This is a genomic window from Streptomyces sp. NPDC017943 (genome assembly GCF_044328425.1).
Lineage (GTDB): Bacteria > Actinomycetota > Actinomycetes > Streptomycetales > Streptomycetaceae > Streptomyces > Streptomyces djakartensis_A.
The window spans coordinates 289,095-315,074 of record NZ_JBIRHH010000006.1; the positions used below are offsets into that span (position 1 = coordinate 289,095).

Below are 25,980 nucleotides of genomic sequence, written 5' to 3' on the forward strand. Positions count from 1 at the left end.
CCGCGCTGCTCTGCATACCGGTCTCCGCCCCCCGGGCGGGGCCCGGGTCGCTGTCCGCGTCCGTGCGGGCCCTCGCTCCTCCGTGCCTCCCCGGCGAGCCGCACCGCCGTCCGCCGCGGTCCGTGTCTGCGTGCGGGCCGCACCGCCGTCCGCCCCCACACGAGCCGCCGCTTGCCCCCGGGCAGGCAGCACCTGCCCGGCCTTTCGCCAGGCGCTTCGCCTGGGGCCCTACGTGTCCTCCCCGGCGGCCGCTTCCCGAACGCCCGTCAGGAACGTGCGGATCGCGGCCAGTTCCCGCTCGTCGTAGGAGCGCAACAGGGTCACGGCGTGGTCGATCAGTGGGCCGAAGTGCTCCCGGCCGAGGGCGACCGCCCGTTCCTCCACCTCCACGACGACCTTCCGCCGGTCGCCGGCGCCCCGCACCCGCCGCACGTGCCCGGCCTGCTCCAGCCGGTCCACGAGGGCCGTGGTGCCCGCCGAGTTGAGCCCGAGCGCGGCACCGAGGCGGCCGGCCGTGGTCTCCTCGCCGGCGCGGGACGCGTCCATCAGGGCGATCAGCGCCCGCACATCCGTCGGGTGCAGGCCGTGGCGCTGGGCGAACCGGGCGCTGTGCCGGCCCAGTTCGACGGCGACGGCCCGCAGGAGATGGACGACCTCCATCTCGGGCCCCGGCCCGACGGACTCCTCGATCTGCTCGCCGGACATGCCAGCCTCCGTTACCATCTCGCTCAACAAGTATCTCGTCGAGCGAGATAATAGGGGGTCCCCGGCTCATGAACGCGCGCGGTCCGTACGACATGGACGCTTTCCTCGCCGCCTACGACAAGGTCATGGCCAAGTGGCCGGCGTCCCGCGAGACCCGGACGGTCCCCACGCCCTTCGGCGCGACGCACGTGACGGTGTGCGGCCCCGCCGACGGGCCTCCCCTCCTGCTGCTCCCCGGCGGGGGCGGCGCCACCTCGGCGACCTGGTTCCGGCAGGCCGCCGAACTCTCCCGTGCCCACCGGCTGTACGCCGTCGACCTGGTCGGCGCGCCGGGCCGCAGCGCCGCCGACCCCGAGCGCCGTCCCCGCACGGCCGCCGACCTGTCGGCCTGGCTGGACGCCCTGCTCACGGAGTTGGGCCTGCCGAGGGTCGACCTGGCCGGTCACTCGTACGGTGCGTGGATCGCGCTGCACCACGCCCTGCGGGCCCCGGACCGGGTGCGCCGGCTGGTGCTCCTGGACCCGACGAACTGCTTCGCCGGCTTCCGGCCCGCCTACCTGTGGCACGCGCTGCCGACGCTGCTGCGGCCCACGCCCCGCCGGGCGCGCGCCTTCCTGGAGTGGGAGACCGGCGGGGCCGGCCTGGACCCCGACTGGCTGGCCCTCCAGGAGGCGGCCGCCGGTTTCCCCGCCCTGCGTCCCGTCACCGGACCCCGTCCGGCGCCGGCCGCCCTGCGCGCCCTGGAGCCGCCGGTCCTGCTGCTGCTCGCGGGGGCCGGCCGCACGCACGACCCCGCCGCGGTCACCGCCCGGGCCGAGGCGCTGCTGCCGCAGGTCACGATCGCCACCCTGCCGGACGTGTCCCACCACGCGCTGCCCTTCGCCGACCCGGCCGTCTGCGCCCGGCGCGTCACCGGCTTCCTCACCCGCCCCGACGCCTGATCCCGCCCGCCCCTCCCGGAGCGCCGTCCCCTCACTCCCGCCGGACCCTGCTGCGATTTCCCCGCGCCCCTGCGGTCGTCCTCACCGAGCAGGCTGTCACGCACCGGCGACGCCCCGGCGACCGAACCGAACGCCGGCACCGGGAACCGGGCTCGGCTCATCCACTCGCCCGTCCCGCACGGCCCGACGAGCAGAGGAACCCCGCGGCTGCCCCCCAAGCCGGGCCGCCACGGGCCGGGCGCCTCTGCGGCCCATGCCCGCCACCGTTGTCGTACCCGGGCGGTACCGTCGGATCATGACCGATCAGGCGGGGGCCGCCCATGCGGGCGAGCGGCGACCGGCCACGCTGGAGGGCGTGCTGGAGCGCATCACGTACGCCAACGAGGAGAACGGCTACACGGTCGCCCGGGTCGACACCGGCAGAGGCGGCGGCGACCTGCTCACGGTCGTCGGGGCGCTGCTCGGCGCCCAGGTCGGCGAGTCCCTGCGCATGGAGGGCCGCTGGGGCTCCCACCCCCAGTACGGCAAACAGTTCCACGTGGAGAACTACACGACGGTCCTGCCGGCCACCGTCCAGGGCATCCGCCGCTACCTCGGGTCGGGCCTGGTCAAGGGCATCGGCCCGGTCTTCGCCGACCGCATCACCCAGCACTTCGGCATGGACACCCTGAAGATCATCGAGGAGGAGCCCAAGCGGCTCGTCGAGGTCCCCGGCCTCGGCCCCAAGCGCACGAAGAAGATCGCCGACGCCTGGGAGGAGCAGAAGGCCATCAAGGAGGTCATGCTGTTCCTCCAGACCGTGGAGGTCTCCACGTCCATCGCCGTGCGCATCTACAAGAAGTACGGCGACGCCTCCATCGCCGTGGTGAAGAACCAGCCCTACCGGCTCGCCTCCGACGTGTGGGGCATCGGCTTCCTCACCGCCGACAAGATCGCCCAGTCGGTCGGCATCCCGCACGACAGCCCCGAGCGCGTCAAGGCGGGCCTTCAGTACGCGCTGTCGCAGTCCACCGACCAGGGCCACTGCTTCCTGCCCGAGGAGCAGCTGATCAAGGATGCGGTCAAGCTCCTCCAGGTCGACACGGGCCTGGTCATCGAGTGCCTGGCCGAGCTGGCCGAGCCGCGGGAGGACGGCGAGGAACCCGGCGTCGTACGGGAGAAGGTGCCGGGTCCCGATGGCGGCGAGCCCGTCACCGCCATCTACCTCGTCCCCTTCCACCGCGCCGAACTCTCCCTGTCCGCCCAGTTGCTGCGCCTGCTGCGCACCGGCGAGGACCGCATGCCCGGCTTCGCGTCCGTCGCCTGGGACAAAGCGCTGACCTGGCTGATGGGCCGCACGGGCGCCGATCTCGCGCCCGAGCAGGAGGCCGCCGTGCGGCTGGCGCTCACCGAGAAGGTCGCGGTCCTGACCGGCGGCCCGGGCTGCGGCAAGTCCTTCACGGTCCGCTCGATCGTGGAACTGGCTCGCGCCAAGAAGGCCAAGGTCGTGCTCGCCGCGCCGACCGGCCGGGCCGCCAAGCGCCTGTCCGAACTCACCGGCGCCGAGGCCTCCACGGTCCACCGCCTGCTGGAGCTCAAGCCGGGCGGGGACGCGGCCTACGACCGCGACCGCCCCCTGGACGCCGACCTGGTGGTGGTCGACGAGGCGTCCATGCTCGACCTGCTCCTGGCCAACAAGCTCGTGAAGGCCGTCCCGCCCGGAGCGCACCTGCTGTTCGTCGGGGACGTGGACCAGCTGCCCAGCGTCGGCGCGGGCGAGGTGCTGCGGGACCTGCTGGCCGACGGCAGCCCGATCCCCGCCGTCCGCCTCACCCGGGTCTTCCGCCAGGCGCAGCAGTCCGGCGTGGTCACCAACGCCCACCGCATCAATGCCGGGCAGCACCCGGTCACCGACGGCATGAAGGACTTCTTCCTCTTCGTCGAGGACGACACGGAGGAGACCGGCCGGCTAACCGTGGACGTGGCCGCGCGCCGCATCCCGGCCAAGTTCGGCCTGGACCCGCGCCGGGACGTGCAGGTCCTCGCCCCCATGCACCGCGGTCCGGCCGGCGCGGGCACGCTCAACGGCCTGCTCCAGCAGGCCGTCACCCCGGGCCGCCCGGACGTGCCCGAGAAGAGATTCGGCGGCCGGGTGTTCCGCGTCGGCGACAAGGTCACCCAGATTCGCAACAATTACGAGAAGGGCACCAACGGTGTCTTCAACGGCACCGTGGGCGTGGTGACCTCGCTCGACCCGGTCGACCAGCGCCTGACGGTGCTCACGGACGAGGACGAGGAGGTCGCCTACGAGTTCGACGAGCTCGACGAGCTGGCCCACGCCTACGCCGTGACGATCCACCGCTCCCAGGGCAGCGAGTACCCGGCGGTCGTCATCCCGGTCACCACGGGGGCCTGGATGATGCTCCAGCGCAACCTGCTCTACACGGCGGTCACGCGCGCCAAGCGGCTGGTCGTCCTCGTCGGTTCGCGCAAGGCGATCGGCCAGGCGGTGCGCACGGTGTCGGCGGGTCGGCGGTGCACGGCACTCGACTTCCGGCTCGGCTCGGCAAAAAATGATCGATCAAATGAGTCGTGAAGGTCACAAGCCACTTCCGGAAGGGGATCACAGGGGGCAGGATGGGCAAGTTGGCGGCACTCAGTGCCGTCAGTAGGCCCGATGGTCGACCCCGAGTGCACTCTCCTGAGCCAAGTGGGGGATGGTAGAGACAGTCAGGGCACCTCGAAGATGAGGCACAACGTCGGTGAGGGAAGACGTGAGCGACAACTCTGTAGTACTGCGGTACGGCGACGGCGAGTACACCTACCCGGTGATCGACAGCACCGTCGGTGACAAGGGCTTCGACATCGGAAAGCTCCGCGCCCAGACCGGTCTGGTGACGCTGGACAGCGGTTACGGCAACACCGCCGCGTACAAATCCGCCATTACGTACCTGGACGGCGAGGCGGGCATCCTGCGTTACCGCGGGTACCCGATCGAACAGCTGGCCGAGCGCTCCACCTTCCTGGAGGTCGCCTACCTGCTGATCAACGGCGAGCTGCCGACCGTCGACGAGCTCTCCTCGTTCAAGAACGAGATCACGCAGCACACCCTGCTGCACGAGGACGTCAAGAACTTCTACAAGGGCTTCCCGCGCGACGCCCACCCGATGGCCATGCTGTCCTCGGTCGTCTCGGCGCTGTCCACGTTCTACCAGGACAGCCACAACCCGTTCGACGAGCGCCAGCGCAACCTCTCGACGATCCGCCTGCTCGCCAAGCTCCCGACGATCGCGGCGTACGCGTACAAGAAGTCGATCGGTCACCCGTTCGTCTACCCGCGCAACGACCTGGGCTACGTCGAGAACTTCCTCCGCATGACCTTCTCGGTCCCGGCGCAGGAGTACGAGCTGGACCCGACCGTGGTCTCCGCGCTCGACAAGCTGCTGATCCTGCACGCCGACCACGAGCAGAACTGCTCGACCTCCACGGTCCGCCTGGTCGGCTCCTCGCAGGCGAACATGTTCGCCTCGATCTCCGCCGGCATCAACGCGCTGTGGGGCCCGCTGCACGGCGGCGCCAACCAGTCCGTGCTGGAGATGCTGGAGGGCATCCGCGACTCCGGCGGCGACGTCGACTCCTTCATCCGCAAGGTGAAGAACAAGGAGGACGGCGTCCGCCTGATGGGCTTCGGCCACCGGGTCTACAAGAACTTCGACCCCCGCGCCAAGATCATCAAGGCCGCCGCGCACGACGTGCTGTCCGCCCTCGGCAAGTCCGACGAGCTGCTGGACATCGCGCTGAAGCTGGAGGAGCACGCGCTCTCCGACGACTACTTCGTCCAGCGCAGCCTCTACCCGAACGTCGACTTCTACACCGGCCTGATCTACCGGGCCATGGGCTTCCCGACCGAGATGTTCACGGTCCTGTTCGCCCTCGGCCGGCTGCCGGGCTGGATCGCCCAGTGGCACGAGATGATCAAGGAGCCGGGCTCCCGCATCGGCCGTCCGCGCCAGATCTACACGGGTGTCGTCGAGCGCGACTTCGTCCCCGTCGAGGAGCGCTGAGGCAGCCGCCCGGCAGCCCTGGGTCGCCCTTCCGCCCGAGCCCCCGCCGTCCGGCCGCCGGACGACGGGGGCTCGGGCGTGCCCGGGGCTCCGCCGCACGCGCACGCGCACGCGTAAACGCAGACACGGGAACGGGCACGGAGTGATCTTTCACGGGATTTCTTACGCAATGAAGAAGGCGCCCCGGCGTCGGTCCCCCCACGGGCCGACGACCAGGGCGCCTTCCCAGTCCCGGTACGGATTCCCCCCACGGGATCCGGCCGGGCGTCTGTGAGGACAGCGCCTGAATCGCTGTGCGAGCACGACGGGCGGAACTCGCCGTACTCCTTGTACGAGGTGCGATCTGCCGGGACAGCGCACGCCCGGGAGGGCCGCTCAAAGCTTCCCGGTGTACGTGCCCCGGCAACGCATCTCCGGGGAAGTCCCCCAAGACATCCCCAGATGTCGGGTCGCGCCCCCCAAGACGCTTCCTGACATCGTCAACTTAGACCTTCGAACCCCTCGGATGGTTACGTTCACATCACTGTGATCTGCGTCTCTTGCATATGTCCTATAGATGGGCAAGAGCCCGGATATGCCATCCGGGGGGTCCCAGCGTAAGGATGATGCGCGAGCCTTGTGAAGAGCTTATGTGAGCCGGGCCCGGGACTCCAGAGGGGTTCAAATCACGTTCGCCGTGAATTTACGGCGAATTCGGGCGAGTTCACCTGAATGTCCGCAGTCGGAGGCTGTTGGTGACCACGAAGACCGACGAGAAGGCCATCGCGGCCCCCGCGATCATGGGGTTCAGGAGGCCCGCGGCCGCCAGGGGCAGCGCGGCCACGTTGTAGCCGAAGGCCCAGACGAGATTGCCCTTGATCGTCGCCAGGGTACGGCGGGAGAGCCGGATCGCGTCCGCGGCCGCCCGCAGGTCGCCGCGGACGAGGGTCAGGTCGCCCGCCTCGATCGCCGCGTCCGTGCCCGTGCCCATGGCGAGGCCCAGATCGGCGGTGGCGAGCGCGGCCGCGTCGTTGACGCCGTCGCCCACCATGGCGACGACCCGCCCCTCGGCCTGCAACCGCCGCACGGCGTCGACCTTGTCCTCGGGCAGGACCTCGGCGACCACCCGCTCGATCCCCACGGCTTCGGCCACCGCCTCGGCCACCGTGCGGTGGTCGCCGGTCAGCAGTACCGGTGCCAGTCCCAGCGCGCGCAGCTCGCGCACGGCCTCGGCGCTGGTGTCGCGGACCGCGTCCGCCACGCTGAGCACGGCCCGCGCCGTCCCGTCCCAGCCGGCCAGGACGGCCGTGCGTCCCGCCCGCTCGGCCTCCTCCCGCACCCGGGCGAGGTCCGGCGGCACCTCGTCGAAGAGCCGCCCCACGGCGACCTCGCGGCCCTCCACCCGGCCGCGCACGCCCCGGCCGGGCACGCTGCGGAAGTCCTCGACCCCGGGCAGGTCCCCGGTCCTGTCGGCGGCGCCCAGGGCGATCGCGCGGCCGACGGGGTGCTCGGAGGCGTGCTCGACGGCTCCGGCCAGCCGCAGCACCTCCTTTTCGTCCGTCCCCTCGCCGGCGTGGACCTCCTGCAACGTCATGCGGCCGGTGGTGACGGTGCCGGTCTTGTCCAGCACGACCGTGTCGATCCGGCGGGTGGACTCCAGCACCTCCGGGCCCTTGATGAGGATGCCGAGCTGGGCGCCGCGGCCGGTGCCGACCATCAGCGCGGTCGGGGTGGCCAGACCCAGGGCGCAGGGGCAGGCGATGATCAGCACGGCCACCGCGGCCGTGAACGCGGCGACGCCGTCCCCGGTCAGCCCGAGCCAGGCCCCGGCCGTGGCGACGGCGAGGAACAGCACCACCGGGACGAACACCCCGGCGACCCGGTCGGCCAGCCGCTGCACCTCCGCCTTGCCGCTCTGCGCGTCCTCCACCAGCCGGGCCATGCGCGCGAGCCGCGTCCCGGCGCCGACCCGGGTGGCCTCGACGACCAGCCGGCCGCCCGCGTTCACCGTGGCACCGGTGACCGCGTCCCCGGCCGCGACGTCCACCGGCACCGACTCGCCGGTCAGCATCGACACGTCCACCGCGGAGGCGCCCTCCACGACCGTGCCGTCGGTGGCGATCTTCTCGCCGGGCCGGACGACGAACCGGTCGCCCACGGCCAGCCGCTGGGCCGGGATCCGCACCTCGCGTCCGTCGCGCAGCACGGTCACGTCCTTGGCGCCCAACTCCATCAGCGCCCTCAGGGCCGCTCCCGCGCGGCGCCGGGAGCGGGCCTCCAGCCAGCGCCCCAGCAGGATGAAGGCGGTGACGCCGGAGGCCACCTCCAGGTAGATCGTGGAGGCGCCGTCGCCGCGGGCGACCGTCAGCTCGAAGGGGTGGCGCATGCCCGGCAGGCCCGCGTCGCCCAGGAACAGCGCCCACAGGGACCAGCCGAACGCCGCCAGCGTGCCCAGGGAGACCAGGGTGTCCATGGTGGCGGCGCCGTGCCGGGCGTTCGTCCAGGCCGCCTTGTGGAAGGGCAGCCCGCCCCAGACCACGACCGGCGCGGCCAGGGTGAGCGAGAGCCACTGCCAGTTGTCGAACTGCAGGGCCGGGACCATGGCGAGCAGCACGACCGGCAGGGCGAGGCCGACCGAGACCACGAGGCGCCGGCGCAGGGCCGACAGCGCGGGATCCGCCTCCTCGGCCGCGGGCGTCTCCTCGGCGGGCGGCGCGGGCTCCTCGGCCGTGTAGCCGGTCCGCACCACGGTGGCGATCAGCTCGTCGACCCCGACCTCCGCGGGGTGGGTGACCCGGGCCTTCTCCGTCGCGTAGTTCACCGTGGCGCTCACCCCGTCCATGCGGTTGAGCTTCTTCTCCACGCGCGCGGCGCACGCGGCGCAGGTCATGCCGCCGATGAGCAGTTCGGTCTCGGTGGCCGCCGGCTCGTGGCCGGCCGGTGCCCGGCCGGTGGTGCTGGTCATGTCGTCGCTCCAGGTGACGCGGTGTGCCCGCCGGACGGTACGGGCCGCACGGGCCGGGAACGGCTGCGCACGGCCCGTACCGGGTACGAGTGCCGGGGCCGGGCCGCTCGACACCTCGGTGCGGGCGCCGGGCCCCGGCGTCGGTGGGTCAGGCCCGGCCGGACAGTTCGAAACCGGCCTCGTCGACGGCCGCGCGCACGGCCTCGTCGTCGAGCGGGGCCGCGGAGACGACGGTGACCTCACCGGTGGAGGCGACGGCCGTCACCTCGCTGACGCCGGGGAGCTGCGCGATCTCGCCGGAGACGGCGCCTTCGCAGTGTCCGCAGCTCATGCCGCTCACCTTGAAGACGGTGGTGACGGGGCCCGTGGTGTCGGTCTGGGCGGTCATGTCGTTGCTCCTCGTCGAGGCGTGTGGGGCCGCGGGGGCCCGTGAGGGGTTCCCCCGCTTCTCTCCACTGTACCCCTAGGGGGTATGAGTCCCGGACGCCCCACCGGCCGGGCGTCACCCCGGCGGCTAGCGTTCCCCCGCAGGGGCCGACGGCCGGGTCGCGGGGGCCTCCCGCGCAGCCGGGCGGGCCGGGACGGAAGGCGGGCGGGGCATGCGGGCCGTGGTGTTCGAGCGGTACGGGGAAGCGGCCGAGGTGCGGGAGGTGGCCGATCCGAGGCCCGCCGGGCACGGGGTCGTCGTGCGGGTCGAGGCCACCGGGCTGTGCCGCAGCGACTGGCACGGCTGGCAGGGGCACGATCCGGACATCACGCTGCCGCACGTGCCCGGGCACGAACTCGCCGGGGTCGTCGAGTCGGTGGGCGCCCGGGTGACCCGGTGGCGGCCGGGCGACCGGGTCACCGTGCCGTTCGTCTGCGCCTGCGGCACCTGCCCCTCCTGCGCGGCCGGCGACCACCAGGTGTGCGAGCGCCAGACCCAGCCGGGCTTCACCCACTGGGGCTCCTTCGCGCAGTACGTGGCGCTGGACCACGCCGACGTCAACCTCGTGGCGCTGCCCGAGGAGCTGTCGTACGCGACGGCGGCCTCGCTGGGCTGCCGGTTCGCCACGGCCTGGCGGGCGGTGGTGCAGCAGGGCAGGGTCGCGGCGGGGGAGTGGGTCGCCGTGCACGGCTGCGGCGGGGTCGGGCTGTCGGCGGTGATGATCGCCGCGGCCTCCGGGGCCCGCGTGGTGGCGGTGGACGTGTCGGCCGGGGCCCTGGAACTGGCCCGGACGTTCGGCGCGGCGCACTGCCTGGACGCGTCGGCCGTGCCGGACACCGCGGCGGCCGTGCGCGACCTCACCGGCGGCGGCGCCCACCTCTCCCTCGACGCCCTCGGTTCACCCGTCACCTGCGCCGCCTCCGTCGACGGGCTGCGCCGCCGCGGCCGCCACGTCCAGGTCGGCCTGCTGCCCTCACCGGACGGCACCACAGCCGTACCGATGGCCCGTGCGATCGCCCTGGAGCTGGAACTGCTCGGCAGCCACGGCATGGCCGCCCACGCCTACCCGCCGATGCTGGAACTGGTCCGCGGCGGGGTGCTGCGCCCGGACCTGCTGGTGACGTCGGTGGTCGGGCTGGAGGAGGTGCCGGCCGCGCTGGCGGCGATGGGGACGGCGCCCGCGCCGGGGGTGACGGTCGCCGAGCCCTGGCGCTGACACCGCCGGGAACGGCTGTGCCCCGCCCGGAGGCGGGGCACGGCACGGTGGACTCGGGGGTGCGGCGGGTCAGTCCGCCCTCCGGCCCCGGTTGCCGGGCCGGGCGGCCACCCAGGCCCGGACGGTGTCGGCGTACCAGAAGGGCTTGCCGCCCTCCACGTGGTCGGGCGGCGGCAGCAGCCCGTGTTTGCGGTAGGACCGCACGGTGTCCGGCTGCACCCGGATGTGCGCCGCGATCTCCTTGTACGACCAGAGCCTTCGGTCGGTCATGACGTGCACCTCCCCGCGCGCACCGCGGCGGCGGCCGGGGGCCGGCCGTCCGGGGGAGCCGGGTGCTGCGCTGGCGATCAACAAGCCTGTGTCCGGTCAACGACACCCCCCGGGACGGGACAGGGCCTGTGGGACGGGTGTGACGCAAGACCCGCGTACGCGCGACATGTGTGACACGGGGGAGGTGTTTGTGACAGACCCGGCGCAAAGCCGCGCGCCCCGACGGCGGCGGGGCGCCTTGACGAAGGGCGGGGCCCTTCCCGGAGGAGAGGGGCGAGGCGCGGCGCCGGAAACCCGGTCGCGATCTGGTCCGAATGTCCGGACAAAACATTGACATGGCTTCGGGAAGAGGGCTAGAAAGCCGGGGAGAGCCGAGCACGAGGGGACCGTGATGGCGCACGACCTGATCACCAGGGGGCGGTTCGGAGTGGATCCGCACCCGCTCCGGACGGGCCTGATCCCGTCCCGGGTCCCGTCCTTCGGTGCGGTCCTCGGCGGTTCGGCCGTCACCGCGGGGGCCGTCACGTGACCGGTACCCGTCCTCCGGCCGCCGGAGAGCCCCGCCACCCGGACGCGCCAGGCCGCGCCCGGGTCCAGATCGCCTCCGGCGCGGGAGGCCGCTTTGCTTTGGCAGGAGCGAAGTGCGAGCGACAACTCCCCGCCCGCTACGGCCCCGCGCCGGAGGTCCCCGTCCACCGATGCCGCCGGTCCGCCGGCACTCCCACATGTGTCCACTCGGAGACCCGAACGGCAGACACAGTGTCGGGCGCGCCCGCCGCCCGGGACTGGTGGGATGGATCCGTGGCCGAGACCGCGACAGTGCAGTCCGCGGTCGAGGCACATGAGCTGTACGAACGGCACGTCTCCACCCGACGCCGCCATCTGCGAAGGAGTTCCCGGCCATGACGAAGATCGTCAACCACTGGATCGGCGGCAAGACCGCCGAAGGCGCCTCGGGCACGTACGGGCCGGTGACGGACCCGGCGACCGGCGCGGTGACGACGAAGGTCGCCTTCGCCTCGGTCGACGAGGTGGACGCGGCGGTGGCCGCCGCCAAGGAGGCCTTCGCCACCTGGGGCCAGTCCTCCCTGGCCCAGCGCACCTCGATCCTGTTCCGGTTCCGTGCGCTGCTCGACGCGCACCGCGACGAGATCGCCGAGCTGATCACCGCCGAGCACGGCAAGGTGCACTCCGACGCCCTCGGCGAGGTCGCCCGCGGCCTGGAGATCGTGGACCTGGCCTGCGGCATCAACGTGCAGCTGAAGGGCGAGCTGTCCACGCAGGTGGCGAGCCGCGTCGACGTCTCCTCCCTGCGCCAGCCGCTCGGCGTCGTCGCCGGCATCACGCCGTTCAACTTCCCGGCCATGGTGCCGATGTGGATGTTCCCGGTGGCCATCGCGTGCGGCAACACGTTCGTGCTCAAGCCCTCCGAGAAGGACCCCTCCGCGTCCGTCAGGCTCGCCGAGCTGCTCGCCGAGGCGGGCCTGCCCGACGGCGTCTTCAACGTCGTCCACGGCGACAAGGTGGCCGTCGACCGCCTGCTGGAGCACCCGGACGTCAAGGCCGTCTCCTTCGTCGGCTCGACCCCCATCGCCCGCTACATCCACACCACCGCCTCCGCCAACGGCAAGCGCGTGCAGGCCCTGGGCGGTGCGAAGAACCACATGCTCGTCCTCCCGGACGCGGACCTCGACGCGGCTGCCGACGCCGCCGTCTCGGCTGCCTACGGCTCCGCCGGCGAGCGCTGCATGGCCATCTCGGCCGTCGTCGCGGTCGGCGCGATCGGCGACGAACTCGTGCAGAAGATCCGCGAGCGCGCCGAGAAGATCACGATCGGCCCCGGCAACGACCCGGCCTCCGAGATGGGCCCGCTCATCACCAAGGTCCACCGCGACAAGGTGGCCTCCTACGTCGAGGGCGCGGCGGCCGAGGGCTGCGAGGTCGTCCTGGACGGCACCGGCCACACGGTGGAGGGCTTCGAGGACGGCCACTGGATCGGCATCTCGCTGCTCGACAAGGTCCCCACGTCCGCCAAGGCCTACCAGGACGAGATCTTCGGCCCGGTCCTGTGCGTGCTGCGCACCGAGACCTACGAGGAGGCCCTGGACCTGATCAACGCCTCGCCGTTCGGCAACGGCACCGCGATCTTCACCCGGGACGGCGGCGCGGCCCGCCGCTTCCAGCTGGAGGTCGAGGCGGGCATGGTCGGCGTGAACGTCCCGATCCCGGTCCCCGTCGGCTACCACAGCTTCGGCGGCTGGAAGGACTCGCTCTTCGGCGACCACCACATCTACGGCAACGACGGCACGCACTTCTACACCCGCGGCAAGGTCGTCACCACCCGCTGGCCCGACCCGGCCGACGCCCCCGCGGGCGTCGACCTGGGCTTCCCGCGCAACCACTGACACCGGGCGCCGGGACCACCGGCACCGTGCACCGGGGCCGTCCGCATCGCGGACGGCCCCACTTTTTTACCCGCCCGCCCTGCGGTTCCCGCACGCGCCGGATCCGTGGCGCAGAAGACGTTAACGCAACGTTAACGGCTGAAAGACTCGCCTCTGGCTGCGGATTCCGTAGGTGAAGAGGCATTGACGTGATGGTTTCCGTCGATGTTGCATCCCTCACGTGACCGACACCCTCACCCCTGTCGAGGCCACCGTCGCGCAGGCGCCGGGTGGCCCCAAGAAGCTGAAGCGCTCCATCGGCGTGGTCGGCGGCACCCTGCTCACGCTGTCCTGCGTGACCCCCGCCTCCACCCTGTTCGTGGTGGTCCCCGACCTGTTCGGCACGCTCGGCACCGCCACCGCCCTCACCATCGCCATCGGTTCGCTGCTCTGCGTCGCGGTGGCGTTCTGCTATTCCGAGCTCGGCACCCTCATCCCGAGTGCCGGCGGGGAGTACGCGATGGTGTCGACGCTGGCCGGCCGGCTCGCGGGCTGGCTGGTCTTCGTGCTCTCCCTGCTCGTCGTGATGATCGTCCCTCCGGTCATCGCCATGGGCACGGCCGACTACCTCGCCCCGCTCGTCCACCTCGACCCGTCCTGGACGGGCGCCTCGGTGATGCTCCTGGCGACCCTGGCGGGCCTGCTCGACCTGCGGGCCAACGCCTGGATCACCGGGATCTTCCTGGTCCTGGAGGTCATCGCGGCGGCCGTGGTGGCCATCCTCGGCTTCGCCCACGCCGAGCGCGGGCCCGGTGCCCTGACCTCGATGGAGGTGGCCGGGCCGAGCGGCGCCCCGGACACGGTGACGGCCCTGCTCGTCGTCTCCGGACTGGCGATCGCCCTCTTCGTCACCCAGGGCTTCTCCACCGCGGTCTACCTCTCCGAGGAACTGGAGAACCCCCGCCGCTCGGTCGCCCGCACGGTCCTGGCCACCCTGGCCATCTCCGCCGTGATCATCCTCGTCCCCGTGGCCGCCATCACCCTGGGCGCCCCGGACCTCGCCGCGCTGACGGGCGGCGACATCGGCGCCATGGTCACCGCCTGGTCCAACTCGGCCGTCGGCACGTTCGTCAGCCTCTGCGTGGCCCTGGCCATCATCAACGCCGGGATCGTGATGGTCATCCAGAACTCGCGCGTGCTGTTCGCCTCCGCCCGTGACAAGGCGTGGCCCTCCCCGGTCAACGGCCTCTTCTCCCGCCTCGGCCGCTTCGGCTCGCCCTGGGTCTCCACGCTCGCCGTCGGCGTCCCCGGCGCCGCCCTGTGCTTCGTCGACCTGGACACCCTCTACGGCGTCACCGGCGTCTCGGTGACCGGCATGTACCTCCTGGTCGCCGTCGCCGCGCTGCTCTCCCGCCGCGGCGCCCACCGGCACACCCCGGCCTGGCGCATGCCCCTGTGGCCGGCGGCCCCGCTCCTGCTGATCGTGGTCCTGGTCTACGTCCTGGTCCAGCAGGATCCGACGTACCTGCTCTGGACCGGCGGCATCACGGCGGCGGCCACCCTGTACTGGGCGCTGTACCTGCGCCCGCGCCGGGAGACGCGCTGGCTGGTGTCGGTACCGGAGGAGTGAGGACGGTTCTTCGGCAGCGCCGGGAGCTGCATGCCCTCAGGGGCGCGGGGAACTGCGCGAGCAACTCCGAAGCACCCGCACCCGGCAGACGACAGCAACTCCCGAGCTCCACGCCGTACACCACCCGGCCGACAACAGCACCTCCCCCGAGCTGCACGCCGTACACCACCCGCAGTACGCCGCAAACTCCGTGTACACCCCTGGAAGGCCCCGCACTTCGGCCTCCGGTCGACAACCGACCGACAGTTTCACCCCGTACCGTTGACGCATGGATCTTCGACTGCCCGACCTGCGCGGGCTGCTCCGGCGGCCCCGAAGGCTGCTCGCCGCCGGGGCCGCCGTCGTCGTCCTCGCGGGCGCGGGCACGTGGACGGCCGTCGGGAACGACGACGAGCCCGCCGTCCACCGCGAAGACCGGGCCCTGGCCACCGGCGCCGGCATCCGCATCGACACCTCCTACTTCACCGCCCCCGGGGAGGGCCGCCGCCCCGCCGTCCTGCTCGGGCACGGCTTCGGCGGCAGCAAGAACGACGTCCGGCAGCAGGCCGAGGACCTCGCCCGGGACGGCTACGCGGTCCTGACCTGGTCGGCCCGCGGCTTCGGGAAGTCGACCGGGAAGATCGGCCTGAACGACCCGCGGGGCGAGGTCGCCGACGTCTCGCGGCTCATCGACTGGCTCGCGGAGCAGCCCCAGGTGGAGCTCGACGCGAAGGGCGACCCCAGGCTCGGCATGGCCGGCGCCTCCTACGGCGGTGCGATCGCCCTGCTCGCCGCGGGCCACGACGACCGCGTGGACGCCGTCGCCCCGGCCATCACCTACTGGAACCTGGCCGACGCCCTCTTCCCGAACGGCGTGTTCAAGAAGCTGTGGGCGGGCATCTTCGTCAACTCCGGCGGCGGCTGCGCGCAGTTCACCCCCGAGCTGTGCCGGATGTACGAGCGGGTCGCCGAGTCGGGCGAGCCCGACGCGAAGGCGCGCGAGCTGCTCCAGGAGCGTTCGCCGTCCGCCGTCGGCAAGGACATCGAGGTGCCGACGCTGCTGATCCAGGGCCAGTCCGACTCCCTCTTCCCGCTCGGCCAGGCCGACGAGGCCGCGAGGACGATCCGCGCCAACGGCGCCCCCGTCGGCGTCGACTGGATCTCCGGCGGCCACGACGGCGGCGACATGGAGACCGGCCGGGTCCAGGACCGCGTGGCCTCCTGGTTCGACCACTACCTGAAGGGCGACGAGGGCACCGCCACCGGCCCCGCCTTCCGCGTCACCCGCACCCTCGGCACCGGCTCCGGCGACGGCGAACCCCGCCTGGCCGGGGTGACCTCCGAGCGCTACCCCGGCCTGGAGAGCGGACGGCGTTCCGTCGACCTGGCCGGGCGCGAGCAGAGCTTCGCCAACCCGCCCGGTGCCAGCCCGCCGGGCGTCTCCGCCCTGCCCGGACTCGGGGGAGCGGGCGGCCTGAGCCGGCTCTCCACGCTCGGCATCGGCGTCTCTCTGGACTTCCCCGGCCAGTTCGCCGCGTTCGAGTCCGCGCCGCAGCGCGAGGACCTCCAGATCACCGGCTCGCCCACGGTCACCGTCCACGTGCGGTCCACCGGCGACGACGTCGTGCTCTTCGCCAAGCTCTACGACGTCGGCCCGGGCCGCACCCAGCCCGTCCTGCCGTCCCAGCTCGTCACGCCCGTCCGGGTCGAGGGAGCCAAGGAGGGCAAGGACGTCCGCATCACCCTCCCGGCGATCGACCACGAGATCGACGACGGCCACCGCCTGCGGCTGGTCCTCGCCTCCACCGACCTCGGCTACGCCTCCCCGACGGCCCCGGCGACCCACACGGTCTCCCTCGAGGGCGACCTGGCGGTGCCCTCCGCGCTCGGGCAGCGCGACTCCGGGGCCGGGCTGCCCGCCTGGGTGTGGTGGCTGCCGCTCGCGGGCGCCGCGATCGCCCTGGCCCTGATCGTCACGGGCCGCCGCCGCACGGCCGCCCCCGCCCCGCCGGACCCCGCCCTCGCCGAGGTCCCCCTCCAGATCACCGGCCTCACCAAGCGCTACGCGAAGTCCTCCGACCGGTACGCCGTCAGGGACCTCTCCTTCCGCGTGGACAAGGGCCAGGTCCTCGGCCTCCTCGGCCCCAACGGCGCCGGGAAGACCACCACCCTGCGCATGCTGATGGGCCTGATCAAGCCCGACGGCGGCGAGATCCGCGTCTTCGGCCACGCCATCGCCCCGGGCGCCCCGGTCCTCTCCCGGGTCGGCGCCTTCGTCGAAGGGGCGGGCTTCCTGCCGCACCTGTCCGGCCGGGAGAACCTGGAGCTGTACTGGCGCGCCACCGGCCGCCCCACCGGGGACGCGCACCTGGAGGAGGCCCTGGAGATCGCGGGTCTGGGCGACGCCCTCGCCCGGGCGGTACGCACCTACTCCCAGGGCATGCGCCAGCGCCTGGCCATCGCCCAGGCCATGCTGGGCCTGCCCGACCTGCTCATCCTCGACGAGCCCACCAACGGCCTCGACCCGCCCCAGATCCGCGAGATGCGCGAGGTGATGATCCGCTACGCCGCCGCCGGCCGCACGGTCATCGTCTCCAGCCACCTGCTCGCGGAGGTCGAGCAGACCTGCACCCACCTGGTCGTGATGGACCACGGGCAGCTGGTCCAGGCGGGCCCGGTCGCGGACATCACCGGCTCCGGCGACACGCTCCTCGTCGGCACGGCCACGCCCGTGGACGAGCCGCTGCGGGAGAAGGTCACCGCCCTGCCGGGCATCGCCTCGGCGGTGCGCACCGACGACGGGCTGCTGGTCCGGCTCGACCCCGAGGGGAGCCCGCAGCGCCTGGTCGCCGACCTCGTGCGGCTGGACGTGCCGGTCACCTCGGTCGGCCCGCACCGCCGGCTGGAGGACGCCTTCCTCACCCTGATCGGAGCCGAAGCATGAGCCAGCTCGCCGAGCCACCGACCGAGGTCGCCGACGGCTACCGCGCGGGCCGCACCCTGCCCTTCCGCGTGGAGCTGGTCCGGCAGCTGAAGCGGCGCCGCACGATGGTCATGGGCGGCGTCCTGTTCGCCCTGCCGGTCATCCTGCTCATCGCCTTCCAGGTCGGCGGCGACCCCGGCGGCACCAACGACCGCGTCAACCTCATGGACACCGCCACCGCGTCCGGCGCCAACTTCGCGGCCGTCAACCTGTTCGCCGCCGCCGGGTTCCTGCTCGTCATCCCCGTCGCCCTCTTCTGCGGCGACACCGTGGCCTCCGAGGCGAGCTGGTCCTCCCTGCGCTATCTGCTGGCGGCACCCGTGCCCCGGGCCCGGCTGCTGTGGTCCAAGCTCGCCGTCGGACTCACCCTGAGCCTCGCGGCCCTGCTGCTGCTCCCGGTGGTCGCCCTGATCGCCGGCACGGCCGCGTACGGCTGGGGCCCGCTCCAGTTGCCCACCGGCGGCGCGCTGCCCACCGGCACGGCGGCCCAGCGCCTGCTGATCGTCGTGGCGTACCTCATGGTGTCCCAACTGGTCACCGCCGCCCTGGCGTTCTGGCTGTCGACCCGGACGGACGCCCCGCTCGGCGCCGTCGGCGGCGCGGTGTTCCTCACCATCATCGGCAGCGTCCTGGACGAGGTGACCGCCCTCGGCGACTGGCGCCACTTCCTGCCCGCGCACTGGCAGTACGCCTGGCTCGACGCGGTCCGGCCCCGGCTGGAGTGGTCCGACATGATCCAGGGCACGTCGATCTCCGTGACCTACGCGCTGGTGCTGTTCGCCCTGGCCTTCCGCGGTTTCGCCCGCAAGGACGTCGTCTCCTAGGTCGACGGAGGATCACCCACCGGTCTCGAAGACCGCTCCCCGTGGCCGCTTCGAGACGATTCCGCAACGCCCCGTACCGCACGTTCCGCCCTCCGGCGCCGTCACAGTCGCAAGAAGCCGACGGCAACGGACCCAGGGGGTAAGGACGATGGAGCGGTACCGGACACGCACACTGCTGCTCGCGTGCACGGCGGCGGGCGGACTGCTGCTCACCGCGTGCGGCGGGGGAGGGGCCGGCGAGAGCGGCAAGAGCGCCGACCGCGACCTCCCCGGCCTGCCCGCGCCCGCCCCCGGCCGGGGCACCGACCAGTACGACGACCGCCGTGCGGACCCCGGCCACCTCTCCACCTTCGCCCTCGACGTCGACACCGCCTCCTACGACCACGCCCGCCGCACCCTGGCCGACGGCCGGCTGCCCGACCCCTCGACCGTCCGCCCCGAGGAGTTCGTCAACAGCTTCCGCCAGGACTACGAACGCCCCGACGGCGACGGCTTCTCGGTGACCGTCGACGGCGCCCGCACCGGGGAAGGGAACTGGTCCCTGGTCCGCGTCGGCCTCGCCACCCGCCCGGCCGGGCACACCGGCGCCCGCCCGCCCGCCGCCCTCACCTTCGTCGTCGACGTCTCCGGTTCCATGGCCGAGCCGGGCCGCCTGGACCTCGCGAGGAAGTCCCTCGCCGTGATGACGGGCCGGCTGCGCGACGAGGACTCCGTCGCCCTGGTCACCTTCAGCGACGAGGCCGAGACCGTCCTGCCCATGACCCGCCTCGACGGCAACCGCGACCGGATCCTCGACGCCGTCGACGAGTTGGAGGTCCAGGACTCCACCAACCTCGGCGCCGGCGTCGAGAAGGGCTACGAGACCGCCGTGGAGGGCCTGCGCCGGGGCGCCACCAACCGGGTCGTCCTGGTCTCCGACGCCCTGGCCAACACCGGCGACACCGACGCCGGCACCATCCTGGAGAAGATCGCCGGGGAGCGCCGCGAGCACGGCATCACCCTCTTCGGCGTCGGCGTCGGCAGCGACTACGGCGACGCCCTCATGGAACGCCTGGCCGACCGGGGCGACGGCCACACCGCCTACGTCTCCGACGAGGCCGGGGCCCGCAAGGTGTTCGGCGAGCAACTCCCGCGCCACGTCGAGCTCACCGCGCGCGACGCCAAGGCCCAGGTCGCCTTCGACCCGGCCACCGTCGAGGAGTTCCGGCTGATCGGCTACGACAACCGCCGCGTCGCCGACGAGGACTTCCGCGACGACCGCGTCGACGGCGGCGAGGTGGGCCCCGGCCACACCGTCACCGCCCTGTACGCCGTGCGCACCCGGCCCGGCGCCCACGGGCACCTCGCCACCGCCACCGTCCGCTGGCTCGACCCGAACACCCGCGACCCGCACGAGGAGACCGGCGACCTGGAGACCGGCGCCCTCGGCGACTCCGTCTGGAGCGCCGGCCGCGGCCTGCGGACCACCGCCACGGCCGCCTACTTCGCCGACGCCCTGCGTCATGGCGAGCACCCCGTGCCGGGCGCCCCGAGGATCGAGCAACTCGTGGGCCGGGCGGACGACTTGGCGGACCGGTCCGAGGACGCCGAGCTGCGCCGCCTGGCCGAGGCGATCCGCACCGCGCACCGCCTGATGTGACCCCCGCCCCATTGACCCCTGGCTACGCATGAGTAAGTTGACTCCGGAGTAAGTAAGTACGGCAGCACGTCAGCCTCATCCGCGACCGGGAGCCGTCATGGGCGTACGCAAGGATCTGCAACGGGCGAAGCACCGCACCGACCTGGCGGTCAGGGCCGAGACCGTCCGGGACGAGCGGGGCGTCGTCCGCGAGGCCCGCACGGCCCCCCTCGCGCCCCGCCCGACGACCGGCAGCACCGCGGACATCCCCTTCACCAACGCGGCCGAGGACCCCGACGCCGTGGTGCTGCGCCGCGAGCGGCACGGCACCTGGCAGCCCGTCACGGCGGCGGCCTTCGCCCACGAGGTCACCGCCGTGGCCAAGGGCCTGATCGCGGCCGGTCTCGAACCGGGCGGCCGCGTCGCGATCATGTCCCGCACCCGCTACGAGTGGACGGTCCTGGACTTCGCCGTCTGGTCCGCCGGCGGCCAGAGCGTCCCCGTCTACGCCACCTCCTCCGCCGACCAGGTCGAATGGATCGTCCGCGACTCGGGCGCCCGGTACGTCGTCGCCGAGACGGCCGCGAACGCCGGGACGGTCCGCGCGGGTACCGCCTCCCACGCCGAACCGCCCCGCGTCTGGCACCTGGACGGCGGCGCCCTCGACGACCTCACCGCCCTCGGCCGGGACGTCCCCGACGAGGAGGTCACCAAGCGCCGCACCGCCCTCACCCCCGGCACCACGGCGACCCTCTGCTACACCTCCGGCACCACCGGACGTCCCAAGGGCTGCGTCCTCACCCACGCCAACCTGCACGCCGAGGCCGCCAACACCGTCGAGCTGCTGCACCCGCTGTTCAAGGCGGTCACCGGCGAGGCCGCCTCCACCCTGCTGTTCCTGCCCCTCGCGCACATCCTCGGCCGCACCCTCCAGATCGCCTGCCTGATGGCCCGCATCGAGACCGGCCACTGCCCCGGCATCAAGCCCGACGAACTGCGCCCGGCCCTCAGGTCGTTCCGTCCGACCTTCCTGGTCGGCGTGCCCTACCTCTTCGAGAAGATCCACGACACCGGCCGCGCCACCGCCGAGAAACTCGGCCGCGGCGCCTCCTTCGACCGCGCGCACCGCATCGCCGTCCGCTTCGGCGAGGCCCACATGAACCGGTTCCTGGGCCGCGGCAAGGGCCCCGGCCCGGGCCTGCGCGCCGCCCACGCCCTGTACGACCTGCTGGTCTACCGCCGCATCCGCAAGGAACTCGGCGGCCGCATGCGCTACGCCATCAGCGGCGGCAGCCCCCTGGACCGCGAACTCAACCTGTTCTTCTACGCGGCCGGCATCCTGATCTACGAGGGCTACGGCCTCACCGAGACCACCGCCGCCGCCACCGTCGTCCCGCCCCTGGACCCCCGCCCCGGCACGGTCGGCCTGCCGGTGCCCGGCACCGCCGTCCGCATCGCCGGCGACGGCGAGGTCCTCATCAAGGGCGGCATCGTCTTCGGCGCCTACTGGAACAACCCCGCCGCGACCGTCGAGGCGCTGGACGACGGCTGGTTCGCCACCGGCGACCTCGGCTCCCTCGACGAGGACGGCTACCTCACCATCACCGGCCGCAAGAAGGACATCCTCGTCACCACCGGCGGCAAGAACGTCTCCCCGGCCGTCCTGGAGGACCGCCTGCGCAGCCGCCCGCCCGTCGGCCAGTGCCTCGTCGTCGGCGACGGGCGCCCCTTCGTCGCCGCCCTGATCACGCTCGACCCCGAGGCACTCGCCCACTGGCTCGCGGTGCGCCGACTGCCCGCGGACACCCCGCTGTCCGAGCTGATCCACGACGAACGGCTGCGCGCCGACGTCCAAAGGGCCGTCGACCACGCCAACGAGGCCGTCTCACGCGCCGAGTCGATCCGCGCCTTCGCCCTGGTCGAGGGCGAGTTCACCGAGGAGAACGGGCTGCTCACCCCGTCCCTGAAGGTCAAGCGCCCGGCGGCGACGGCCGCGTACGCGGAGCAGATCGAGGCGCTGTACGCGCGCCGGGCCTGACGCACCGCGGGCACCCGCACACAAGAAGGCGGGCCGCCGGGCAGCAGCCCGACGGCCCGCCTCGGCGGAGCCGGAACGTCACTCGCCGTTGGCCGACAGGATCGACACGTCCTCCAGCAGGTGCGCCAGCGCACCGTCGCGCTTGGCGTTGGTGCTGTTCTCCGCACACTGCTGCTGCTGGTGGTCCGACAGGATCGGGATGTCCTGGATCGGGATGCCGATGAGCGCGCCGACCCCGATGGGCAGGTCGTTCACCGCGATGCACGGCTTGTTGAACGAGCCCTGGATCAGCGCCATCTGGGGGCTCATGTTGCCGTACGTCGAGGAGTTGCCGAAGCTCTGCATCGCCCCGTTGCCGTTCACGGCCGTGGGGCCGCTGTCGTCGCCGATCGCCAGGGCCTGCGGGGCCGCGGCGGCGGAGGCTCCCATGACGGAAGCGGCGATCGCCGCGGTGGCAATAACCTTCTTGATCACTGACCAGTCCTTTCTGAGGAAACCCCGTCCTACGGAGCGTTCTGGTCAACTGCGCGAGCGGTGCATGGTTTCTCCTCGTCACCCTGTCGGCCCACGCGAGGACAGTTTGTGTGTTCTTCGCCCCCGGCTGATTATCAGGAGTTTCGGGCGCTGCGGGCCAACCGGGTGAACACCCGCAACCAATCATCCGGAGCCCTGTTGATGAGGCCGTAGGACAGTGCGTCGCTACGAGGAAAGGAACGCGAAGTGCTCAAGAAGGCAATGGTCGCCGCGGCGGCCGCCGCCAGTGTCATCGGAATGTCGGTGGCGGCAGCTCCCCAGGCTCTTGCCGTCGGGGACGACTCCGGACCGTCCGTCGCCAACGGCAACGGCGCGTCGTCGTCGTTCGGCAACTCGGCGACCAAGGGCGACATGAGCCCGCAGCTCTCGCTGGTCGACGGGACGCTCAACAAGCCCTGTGTCGCCGTTCAGGACCTCGATGTCGGTGTCGCCGCCCTCATCGGCGTGGTTGTCCAGGACATCCCGGTCCTGTCGGACCACGTCCAGCAGCAGTGCGCGGACAACTCCACGAACAGCAAGCGGGACGGCGCGCTCAACCACATCCTGGAGGACCTGTCGGTCCTCTCGGCGAACGGCGACTGAGCAAGTACCGCACGCAAGCTTGGGCGGCCCACCGGAGATCCGGGGGGCCGCCCGGCCGTATCCGCATCTTTTCCTGCGGCATTCGAGTGAATTACCCGGTGCGACACGTTGCTCAGTTTCCCCGGGCGTCAATTCCTCGTTTGCAGGCTGCAGGTCATGGTGCGAGCCGTACAAGCTGTGCTCGCTCGGTTTCGGCCGTCAAAGGGGCATGACCGCAGAGAAGGGAAGTCTCATGAAGAAGAGCGCTGCTGTCGTCGCGGGCGCGATCATGGCGCTGGGCATGGCCACCCCGGCCATGGCGGACGCGGGCGCCCAGGGTGCCGCCGTCGGTTCCCCCGGTGTGCTGTCCGGCAACGTCATCCAGATCCCCGTGCACATCCCGATCAACCTGTGCGGCAACACCGTGGACATCATCGCCCTGCTGAACCCGGCGTTCGGCAACGCGTGCGTGAACGACTGACGCGGTAACGCACCTGCAGCACCGGCTGCGACCTGGCCGGCCCCGGGACATCACCTTCCGTTCCGGGGCCGGCTTTTCCCACTTCCCCGAGCTCCCACGAGCTTTCACGAGCTTCCATGAGCGGAAGGACTACGAGATTGCGACAGACCCTGAACAGGGGCATGGTCGCGGCGGCGGCTGCGACGGGCATCCTCACCCTGTGCGGCGGCGCCGCGCTCGCCGACACGTCGGCCGACGGAGTGACCGCGGGCTCGCCGGGCGCCGTGTCCGGCAACAACGTCCAGGTCCCCGTCGAGGTGCCGGTGAACGCCTGCGGCAACACCGTCGACGTGGCCGCCGCGCTCAACCCCGCCTTCGGCAACTCCTGCGCCACCGACTCGGACGGCGGTGAGGGCCACCACGCACAAGAGCGGCACCACTCCTCCGGCACGTCCGCCCACGAGGACGAGGGCACCTCCCGCGGTCACGCCGGGGACACACCGTCCGGCGGCGGGTACGGCGACGAGGAGTACGGCGGCGGCGGGTACGGGGACGACGACCACGGCGACGGCGGCTACGGGGACGACGACGGCGGGTACGGCTACGGCGACACCCCTCCCACCAAGCCCCCGCAGACACCCCCGGTCACGCCCCCGCACACCCCTCCGCCGACCACACCCCCGCACACGCCCCCGCCGGGCGGCCACGAGTCGTCGCCCCCGGCGACGCCCCCGGGCGGTCGGCACACGCCCCCCGGCACGCCCGAGCAGCCGCCCAGCCTCCCCGAGACCGGCGCCGAGGCCGTCTACGGAGCGGGCGCCGCCGGTGCCGTGATGGTCGCGGGCGGCGTCGTGCTCTACCGCCGCGGCCGAGCCGCCTCCCACCGCTGACACGACGGGTGCCGGACGCAAGCGCGCCCGGCACCCGTTCACGGTCCGTGGGATCAGCAGTCGGCCGGGTAGAAGAACCCGAGCAGCGGGATGCCCAGCAGGAGCAGACCCAGACTGTCGTGCTCGTTGCACTCACGGGAGTCGGACGAGCTCGACGCGGAGTCGAGCCGCGGGAGGAAGTCCGCGTCGGCGGCGGACGCCGTGCCGCCGAGGACGGAGACGCTCAGGGCGAGGCTGGTGAGCACCGTGGCGGTGCGCTTCATGTGAGTCATGAGCACAAGTTAGACATTTAAGTATGAAAGTCACGTACTTCTACCGAGCCAGCCGGGTGAGGCCCCCCAGGGACGCAGGGCTCGGGCGCCGCAGCACCCGGCCCGCCGCGTGCCGGGTCCACAGACGCCACATGGCCCGCCCCGGTGCCCGGTCGTCCGGTGCGTGCCAGGCCAGCTCGCGTCCCGCCGGCGCCGGACGCAGCGCGCTCCACGGCGCGTAGTTCTCCACCACGAACGCCCGCCCCGGCCGCGGCGCCCCCTCCGGCAGCGGACGGTGCGTCAGGTCCAGGTGCAGCGCCCGGACGACGTCCAGGCCCGCCGAATCGGTGAACAGGCGGAACTGCGCCCCGGGACGCGGGTTGAAGTCGAGCAGGTGGTAGCGGCCCGTCGCGCCGCAGCGGCGGAAGTCCAGGTCGAGGATGCCGCGGTAGCCCAGGGCCCGCGTGATCCGCTCGGCGAGCGCCCCGACCTCCGGGTTGGCCGTCCAGCGGCCCACCGACGTCAGGCCCGCCCCGCGCGGCCGCGCCCGCTGCTTGCGGCCGGTGCCGCCGGCCCGTACGGCCCCGGAACGGTCGGCGTACCCGTGGACGAACCAGTCCCGGTCCCGCCCCGGCGGCAGGAACGCCTGAAGCAGCAGCGGGCTGCCCGCCTCCTGCGAGCGCGCGTACAGCTCCCGGGCCTGCCGCGAGGAGTGCACCAGTACCGTGCTGCGCAGCCCGGCCCCCGGCGGCAGCAGCCAGGGCCGGCTCCACTTCGCCACCACCGGCAGCCCCAGGCGCGCGACGGCCGTGACGGCCTCGGCCGGGCTGTCCGGGGCGATCGTCTCCGGGTGCGCGACGTCCAGGGCGGCGCACGTCCGGGCCAGCTCCGCCTTGTCGGCGACGCGCTCGCAGAGCGTGCCCGGCAGGGACGGCAGCAGGTAGCCGGACCCCAGTTCCTCACGCGTCCGGCCCACCGCGAGGGCACTGGCGTCGTCCATCGGCACGAGCACCGCCGGCCGCCCGACCCGGGCCGCCACCGCACGCAGCACCCGCGCGACCTCCGCCGGGTCCGCCCCGGGCGGCGGGGGCGTGTGCACCCCGCGGACGAAGCAGGAGCGGCGCACCGGACTGCCCGCGCCGTCGGCGACCACGTGCACGTCCACCCCGGCCCTGCCCAGGGACCGGACCGCGCCGAGGGTCCCGTGGTGAAAGGGGTTCCGGTCGATCCGCAGCACCACCGCGGGGACGCGAACATCGAGCAGCGACACGAACTCATTCCT

The 25,980-nt window shown here is 72.8% G+C and carries 21 protein-coding genes and 2 pseudogenes; 16 read left to right on the plus strand and 7 right to left on the minus strand.

Annotation, left to right across the window (positions count from 1 at the left end; translation table 11 throughout):
• Window positions 1-228: 228 nt before the first annotated feature.
• Window positions 229-705, minus strand: a complete 477-nt coding sequence (locus tag ACH4C6_RS21345) for a MarR family winged helix-turn-helix transcriptional regulator (protein WP_398110165.1) — start codon at window positions 703-705, stop codon at window positions 229-231.
• A 68-nt stretch (window positions 706-773) separates the two neighbouring features.
• On the opposite strand from ACH4C6_RS21345, the gene ACH4C6_RS21350 reads away from it, so the two are divergent.
• The 3 genes from ACH4C6_RS21350 to ACH4C6_RS21360 all read left to right on the plus strand — a co-directional run bounded on the left by ACH4C6_RS21350 (window position 774) and on the right by ACH4C6_RS21360 (window position 5,689).
• Window positions 774-1,646 (plus strand): alpha/beta fold hydrolase, encoded by an 873-nt coding sequence (locus ACH4C6_RS21350; RefSeq protein WP_398110166.1) that lies wholly within the window; start codon window positions 774-776, stop codon window positions 1,644-1,646.
• A 295-nt stretch (window positions 1,647-1,941) separates the two neighbouring features.
• A complete protein-coding gene (locus ACH4C6_RS21355; RefSeq protein ID WP_398110167.1) occupies window positions 1,942-4,221 on the plus strand; it encodes an ATP-dependent RecD-like DNA helicase in 2,280 nt (759 codons plus the stop codon).
• Window positions 4,222-4,399: 178 nt separating this feature from the next.
• Window positions 4,400-5,689: a citrate synthase gene (locus tag ACH4C6_RS21360; RefSeq protein ID WP_398110168.1), complete on the plus strand. Its 1,290-nt coding sequence runs from the start codon at window positions 4,400-4,402 to the stop codon at window positions 5,687-5,689.
• 703 nt (window positions 5,690-6,392) lie between these two features.
• Here ACH4C6_RS21360 and ACH4C6_RS21365 read toward each other — a convergent pair.
• Together ACH4C6_RS21365 and ACH4C6_RS21370 are read right to left on the minus strand one after the other, a co-directional pair.
• Window positions 6,393-8,633, minus strand: coding sequence for a heavy metal translocating P-type ATPase (locus ACH4C6_RS21365; protein ID WP_398110169.1), 2,241 nt, complete (start codon window positions 8,631-8,633; stop codon window positions 6,393-6,395).
• Window positions 8,634-8,781: 148 nt separating this feature from the next.
• Window positions 8,782-9,021, minus strand: a complete 240-nt coding sequence (locus ACH4C6_RS21370; protein ID WP_369195535.1) for a heavy-metal-associated domain-containing protein — start codon at window positions 9,019-9,021, stop codon at window positions 8,782-8,784.
• 211 nt (window positions 9,022-9,232) lie between these two features.
• On the opposite strand from ACH4C6_RS21370, the gene ACH4C6_RS21375 reads away from it, so the two are divergent.
• A complete protein-coding gene (locus tag ACH4C6_RS21375; RefSeq protein ID WP_398110170.1) occupies window positions 9,233-10,276 on the plus strand; it encodes a zinc-dependent alcohol dehydrogenase family protein in 1,044 nt (347 codons plus the stop codon).
• Between the two features lie 69 nt (window positions 10,277-10,345).
• Here the strand turns inward: ACH4C6_RS21375 and ACH4C6_RS21380 are convergent, their stop codons facing one another.
• On the minus strand, window positions 10,346-10,546 hold the full coding sequence (locus ACH4C6_RS21380; protein ID WP_333933447.1) for a MerR family transcriptional regulator: 201 nt from the start codon (window positions 10,544-10,546) through the stop codon (window positions 10,346-10,348).
• 391 nt (window positions 10,547-10,937) lie between these two features.
• On the opposite strand from ACH4C6_RS21380, the gene ACH4C6_RS21385 reads away from it, so the two are divergent.
• The 9 genes and pseudogenes from ACH4C6_RS21385 (at window position 10,938) to ACH4C6_RS21425 (ending at window position 22,002) form a co-directional block, all read left to right on the plus strand.
• Complete coding sequence (locus tag ACH4C6_RS21385) at window positions 10,938-11,075, plus strand: hypothetical protein (RefSeq protein ID WP_398110171.1); 138 nt, start codon at window positions 10,938-10,940, stop codon at window positions 11,073-11,075.
• A 47-nt stretch (window positions 11,076-11,122) separates the two neighbouring features.
• Window positions 11,123-11,239, plus strand: a pseudogene (locus ACH4C6_RS21390) (5-deoxy-glucuronate isomerase); the annotation flags it as partial.
• Window positions 11,240-11,251: 12 nt separating this feature from the next.
• Window positions 11,252-11,452 (plus strand): annotated as a pseudogene (locus tag ACH4C6_RS21395) (hypothetical protein); the annotation flags it as partial.
• Window positions 11,449-12,951 carry a CoA-acylating methylmalonate-semialdehyde dehydrogenase gene (gene mmsA, locus ACH4C6_RS21400; RefSeq protein WP_398110172.1) on the plus strand — a complete coding sequence of 501 codons (1,503 nt, stop codon included), beginning with the start codon at window positions 11,449-11,451 and terminating at the stop codon, window positions 12,949-12,951. The pseudogene ACH4C6_RS21395 and the gene mmsA, both read left to right, overlap by 4 nt.
• Window positions 12,952-13,171: 220 nt before the next feature.
• Window positions 13,172-14,560 (plus strand): APC family permease, encoded by a 1,389-nt coding sequence (locus ACH4C6_RS21405; protein ID WP_398110173.1) that lies wholly within the window; start codon window positions 13,172-13,174, stop codon window positions 14,558-14,560.
• Between the two features lie 268 nt (window positions 14,561-14,828).
• Window positions 14,829-17,483, plus strand: a complete 2,655-nt coding sequence (locus ACH4C6_RS21410; RefSeq protein WP_398110174.1) for an alpha/beta fold hydrolase — start codon at window positions 14,829-14,831, stop codon at window positions 17,481-17,483.
• Window positions 17,480-18,346, plus strand: a complete 867-nt coding sequence (locus tag ACH4C6_RS21415; protein WP_398110175.1) for an ABC transporter permease — start codon at window positions 17,480-17,482, stop codon at window positions 18,344-18,346. The genes ACH4C6_RS21410 and ACH4C6_RS21415 overlap by 4 nt, the downstream gene beginning before the upstream one ends.
• Before the next feature lie 148 nt (window positions 18,347-18,494).
• Window positions 18,495-19,985 (plus strand): von Willebrand factor type A domain-containing protein, encoded by a 1,491-nt coding sequence (locus ACH4C6_RS21420; protein WP_398110176.1) that lies wholly within the window; start codon window positions 18,495-18,497, stop codon window positions 19,983-19,985.
• Window positions 19,986-20,082: 97 nt separating this feature from the next.
• Complete coding sequence (locus tag ACH4C6_RS21425; protein WP_398110177.1) at window positions 20,083-22,002, plus strand: AMP-dependent synthetase/ligase; 1,920 nt, start codon at window positions 20,083-20,085, stop codon at window positions 22,000-22,002.
• 78 nt (window positions 22,003-22,080) lie between these two features.
• On the opposite strand, the gene ACH4C6_RS21430 is transcribed toward ACH4C6_RS21425, so the two are convergent.
• On the minus strand, window positions 22,081-22,476 hold the full coding sequence (locus ACH4C6_RS21430) for a rodlin (RefSeq protein ID WP_266457110.1): 396 nt from the start codon (window positions 22,474-22,476) through the stop codon (window positions 22,081-22,083).
• Between the two features lie 246 nt (window positions 22,477-22,722).
• Between ACH4C6_RS21430 and ACH4C6_RS21435 the strand changes: the two genes are divergently transcribed.
• From ACH4C6_RS21435 to ACH4C6_RS21445, 3 genes are all read left to right on the plus strand, one after another.
• The gene (locus ACH4C6_RS21435) at window positions 22,723-23,118 is read left to right on the plus strand and encodes a rodlin (RefSeq protein WP_376334374.1); all 396 of its coding nucleotides are present in this window, start codon (window positions 22,723-22,725) and stop codon (window positions 23,116-23,118) included.
• Between the two features lie 232 nt (window positions 23,119-23,350).
• The gene (locus tag ACH4C6_RS21440) at window positions 23,351-23,578 is read left to right on the plus strand and encodes a chaplin (RefSeq protein WP_398110178.1); all 228 of its coding nucleotides are present in this window, start codon (window positions 23,351-23,353) and stop codon (window positions 23,576-23,578) included.
• Between the two features lie 137 nt (window positions 23,579-23,715).
• Window positions 23,716-24,447, plus strand: a complete 732-nt coding sequence (locus ACH4C6_RS21445; RefSeq protein WP_398110179.1) for a chaplin — start codon at window positions 23,716-23,718, stop codon at window positions 24,445-24,447.
• Window positions 24,448-24,500: 53 nt separating this feature from the next.
• Here the strand turns inward: ACH4C6_RS21445 and ACH4C6_RS21450 are convergent, their stop codons facing one another.
• Together ACH4C6_RS21450 and ACH4C6_RS21455 are read right to left on the minus strand one after the other, a co-directional pair.
• Window positions 24,501-24,719: a hypothetical protein gene (locus tag ACH4C6_RS21450; RefSeq protein ID WP_398110180.1), complete on the minus strand. Its 219-nt coding sequence runs from the start codon at window positions 24,717-24,719 to the stop codon at window positions 24,501-24,503.
• 40 nt (window positions 24,720-24,759) lie between these two features.
• Window positions 24,760-25,968 carry an ATP-grasp domain-containing protein gene (locus tag ACH4C6_RS21455; RefSeq protein ID WP_398110181.1) on the minus strand — a complete coding sequence of 403 codons (1,209 nt, stop codon included), beginning with the start codon at window positions 25,966-25,968 and terminating at the stop codon, window positions 24,760-24,762.
• Window positions 25,969-25,980 lie beyond the last annotated feature (12 nt).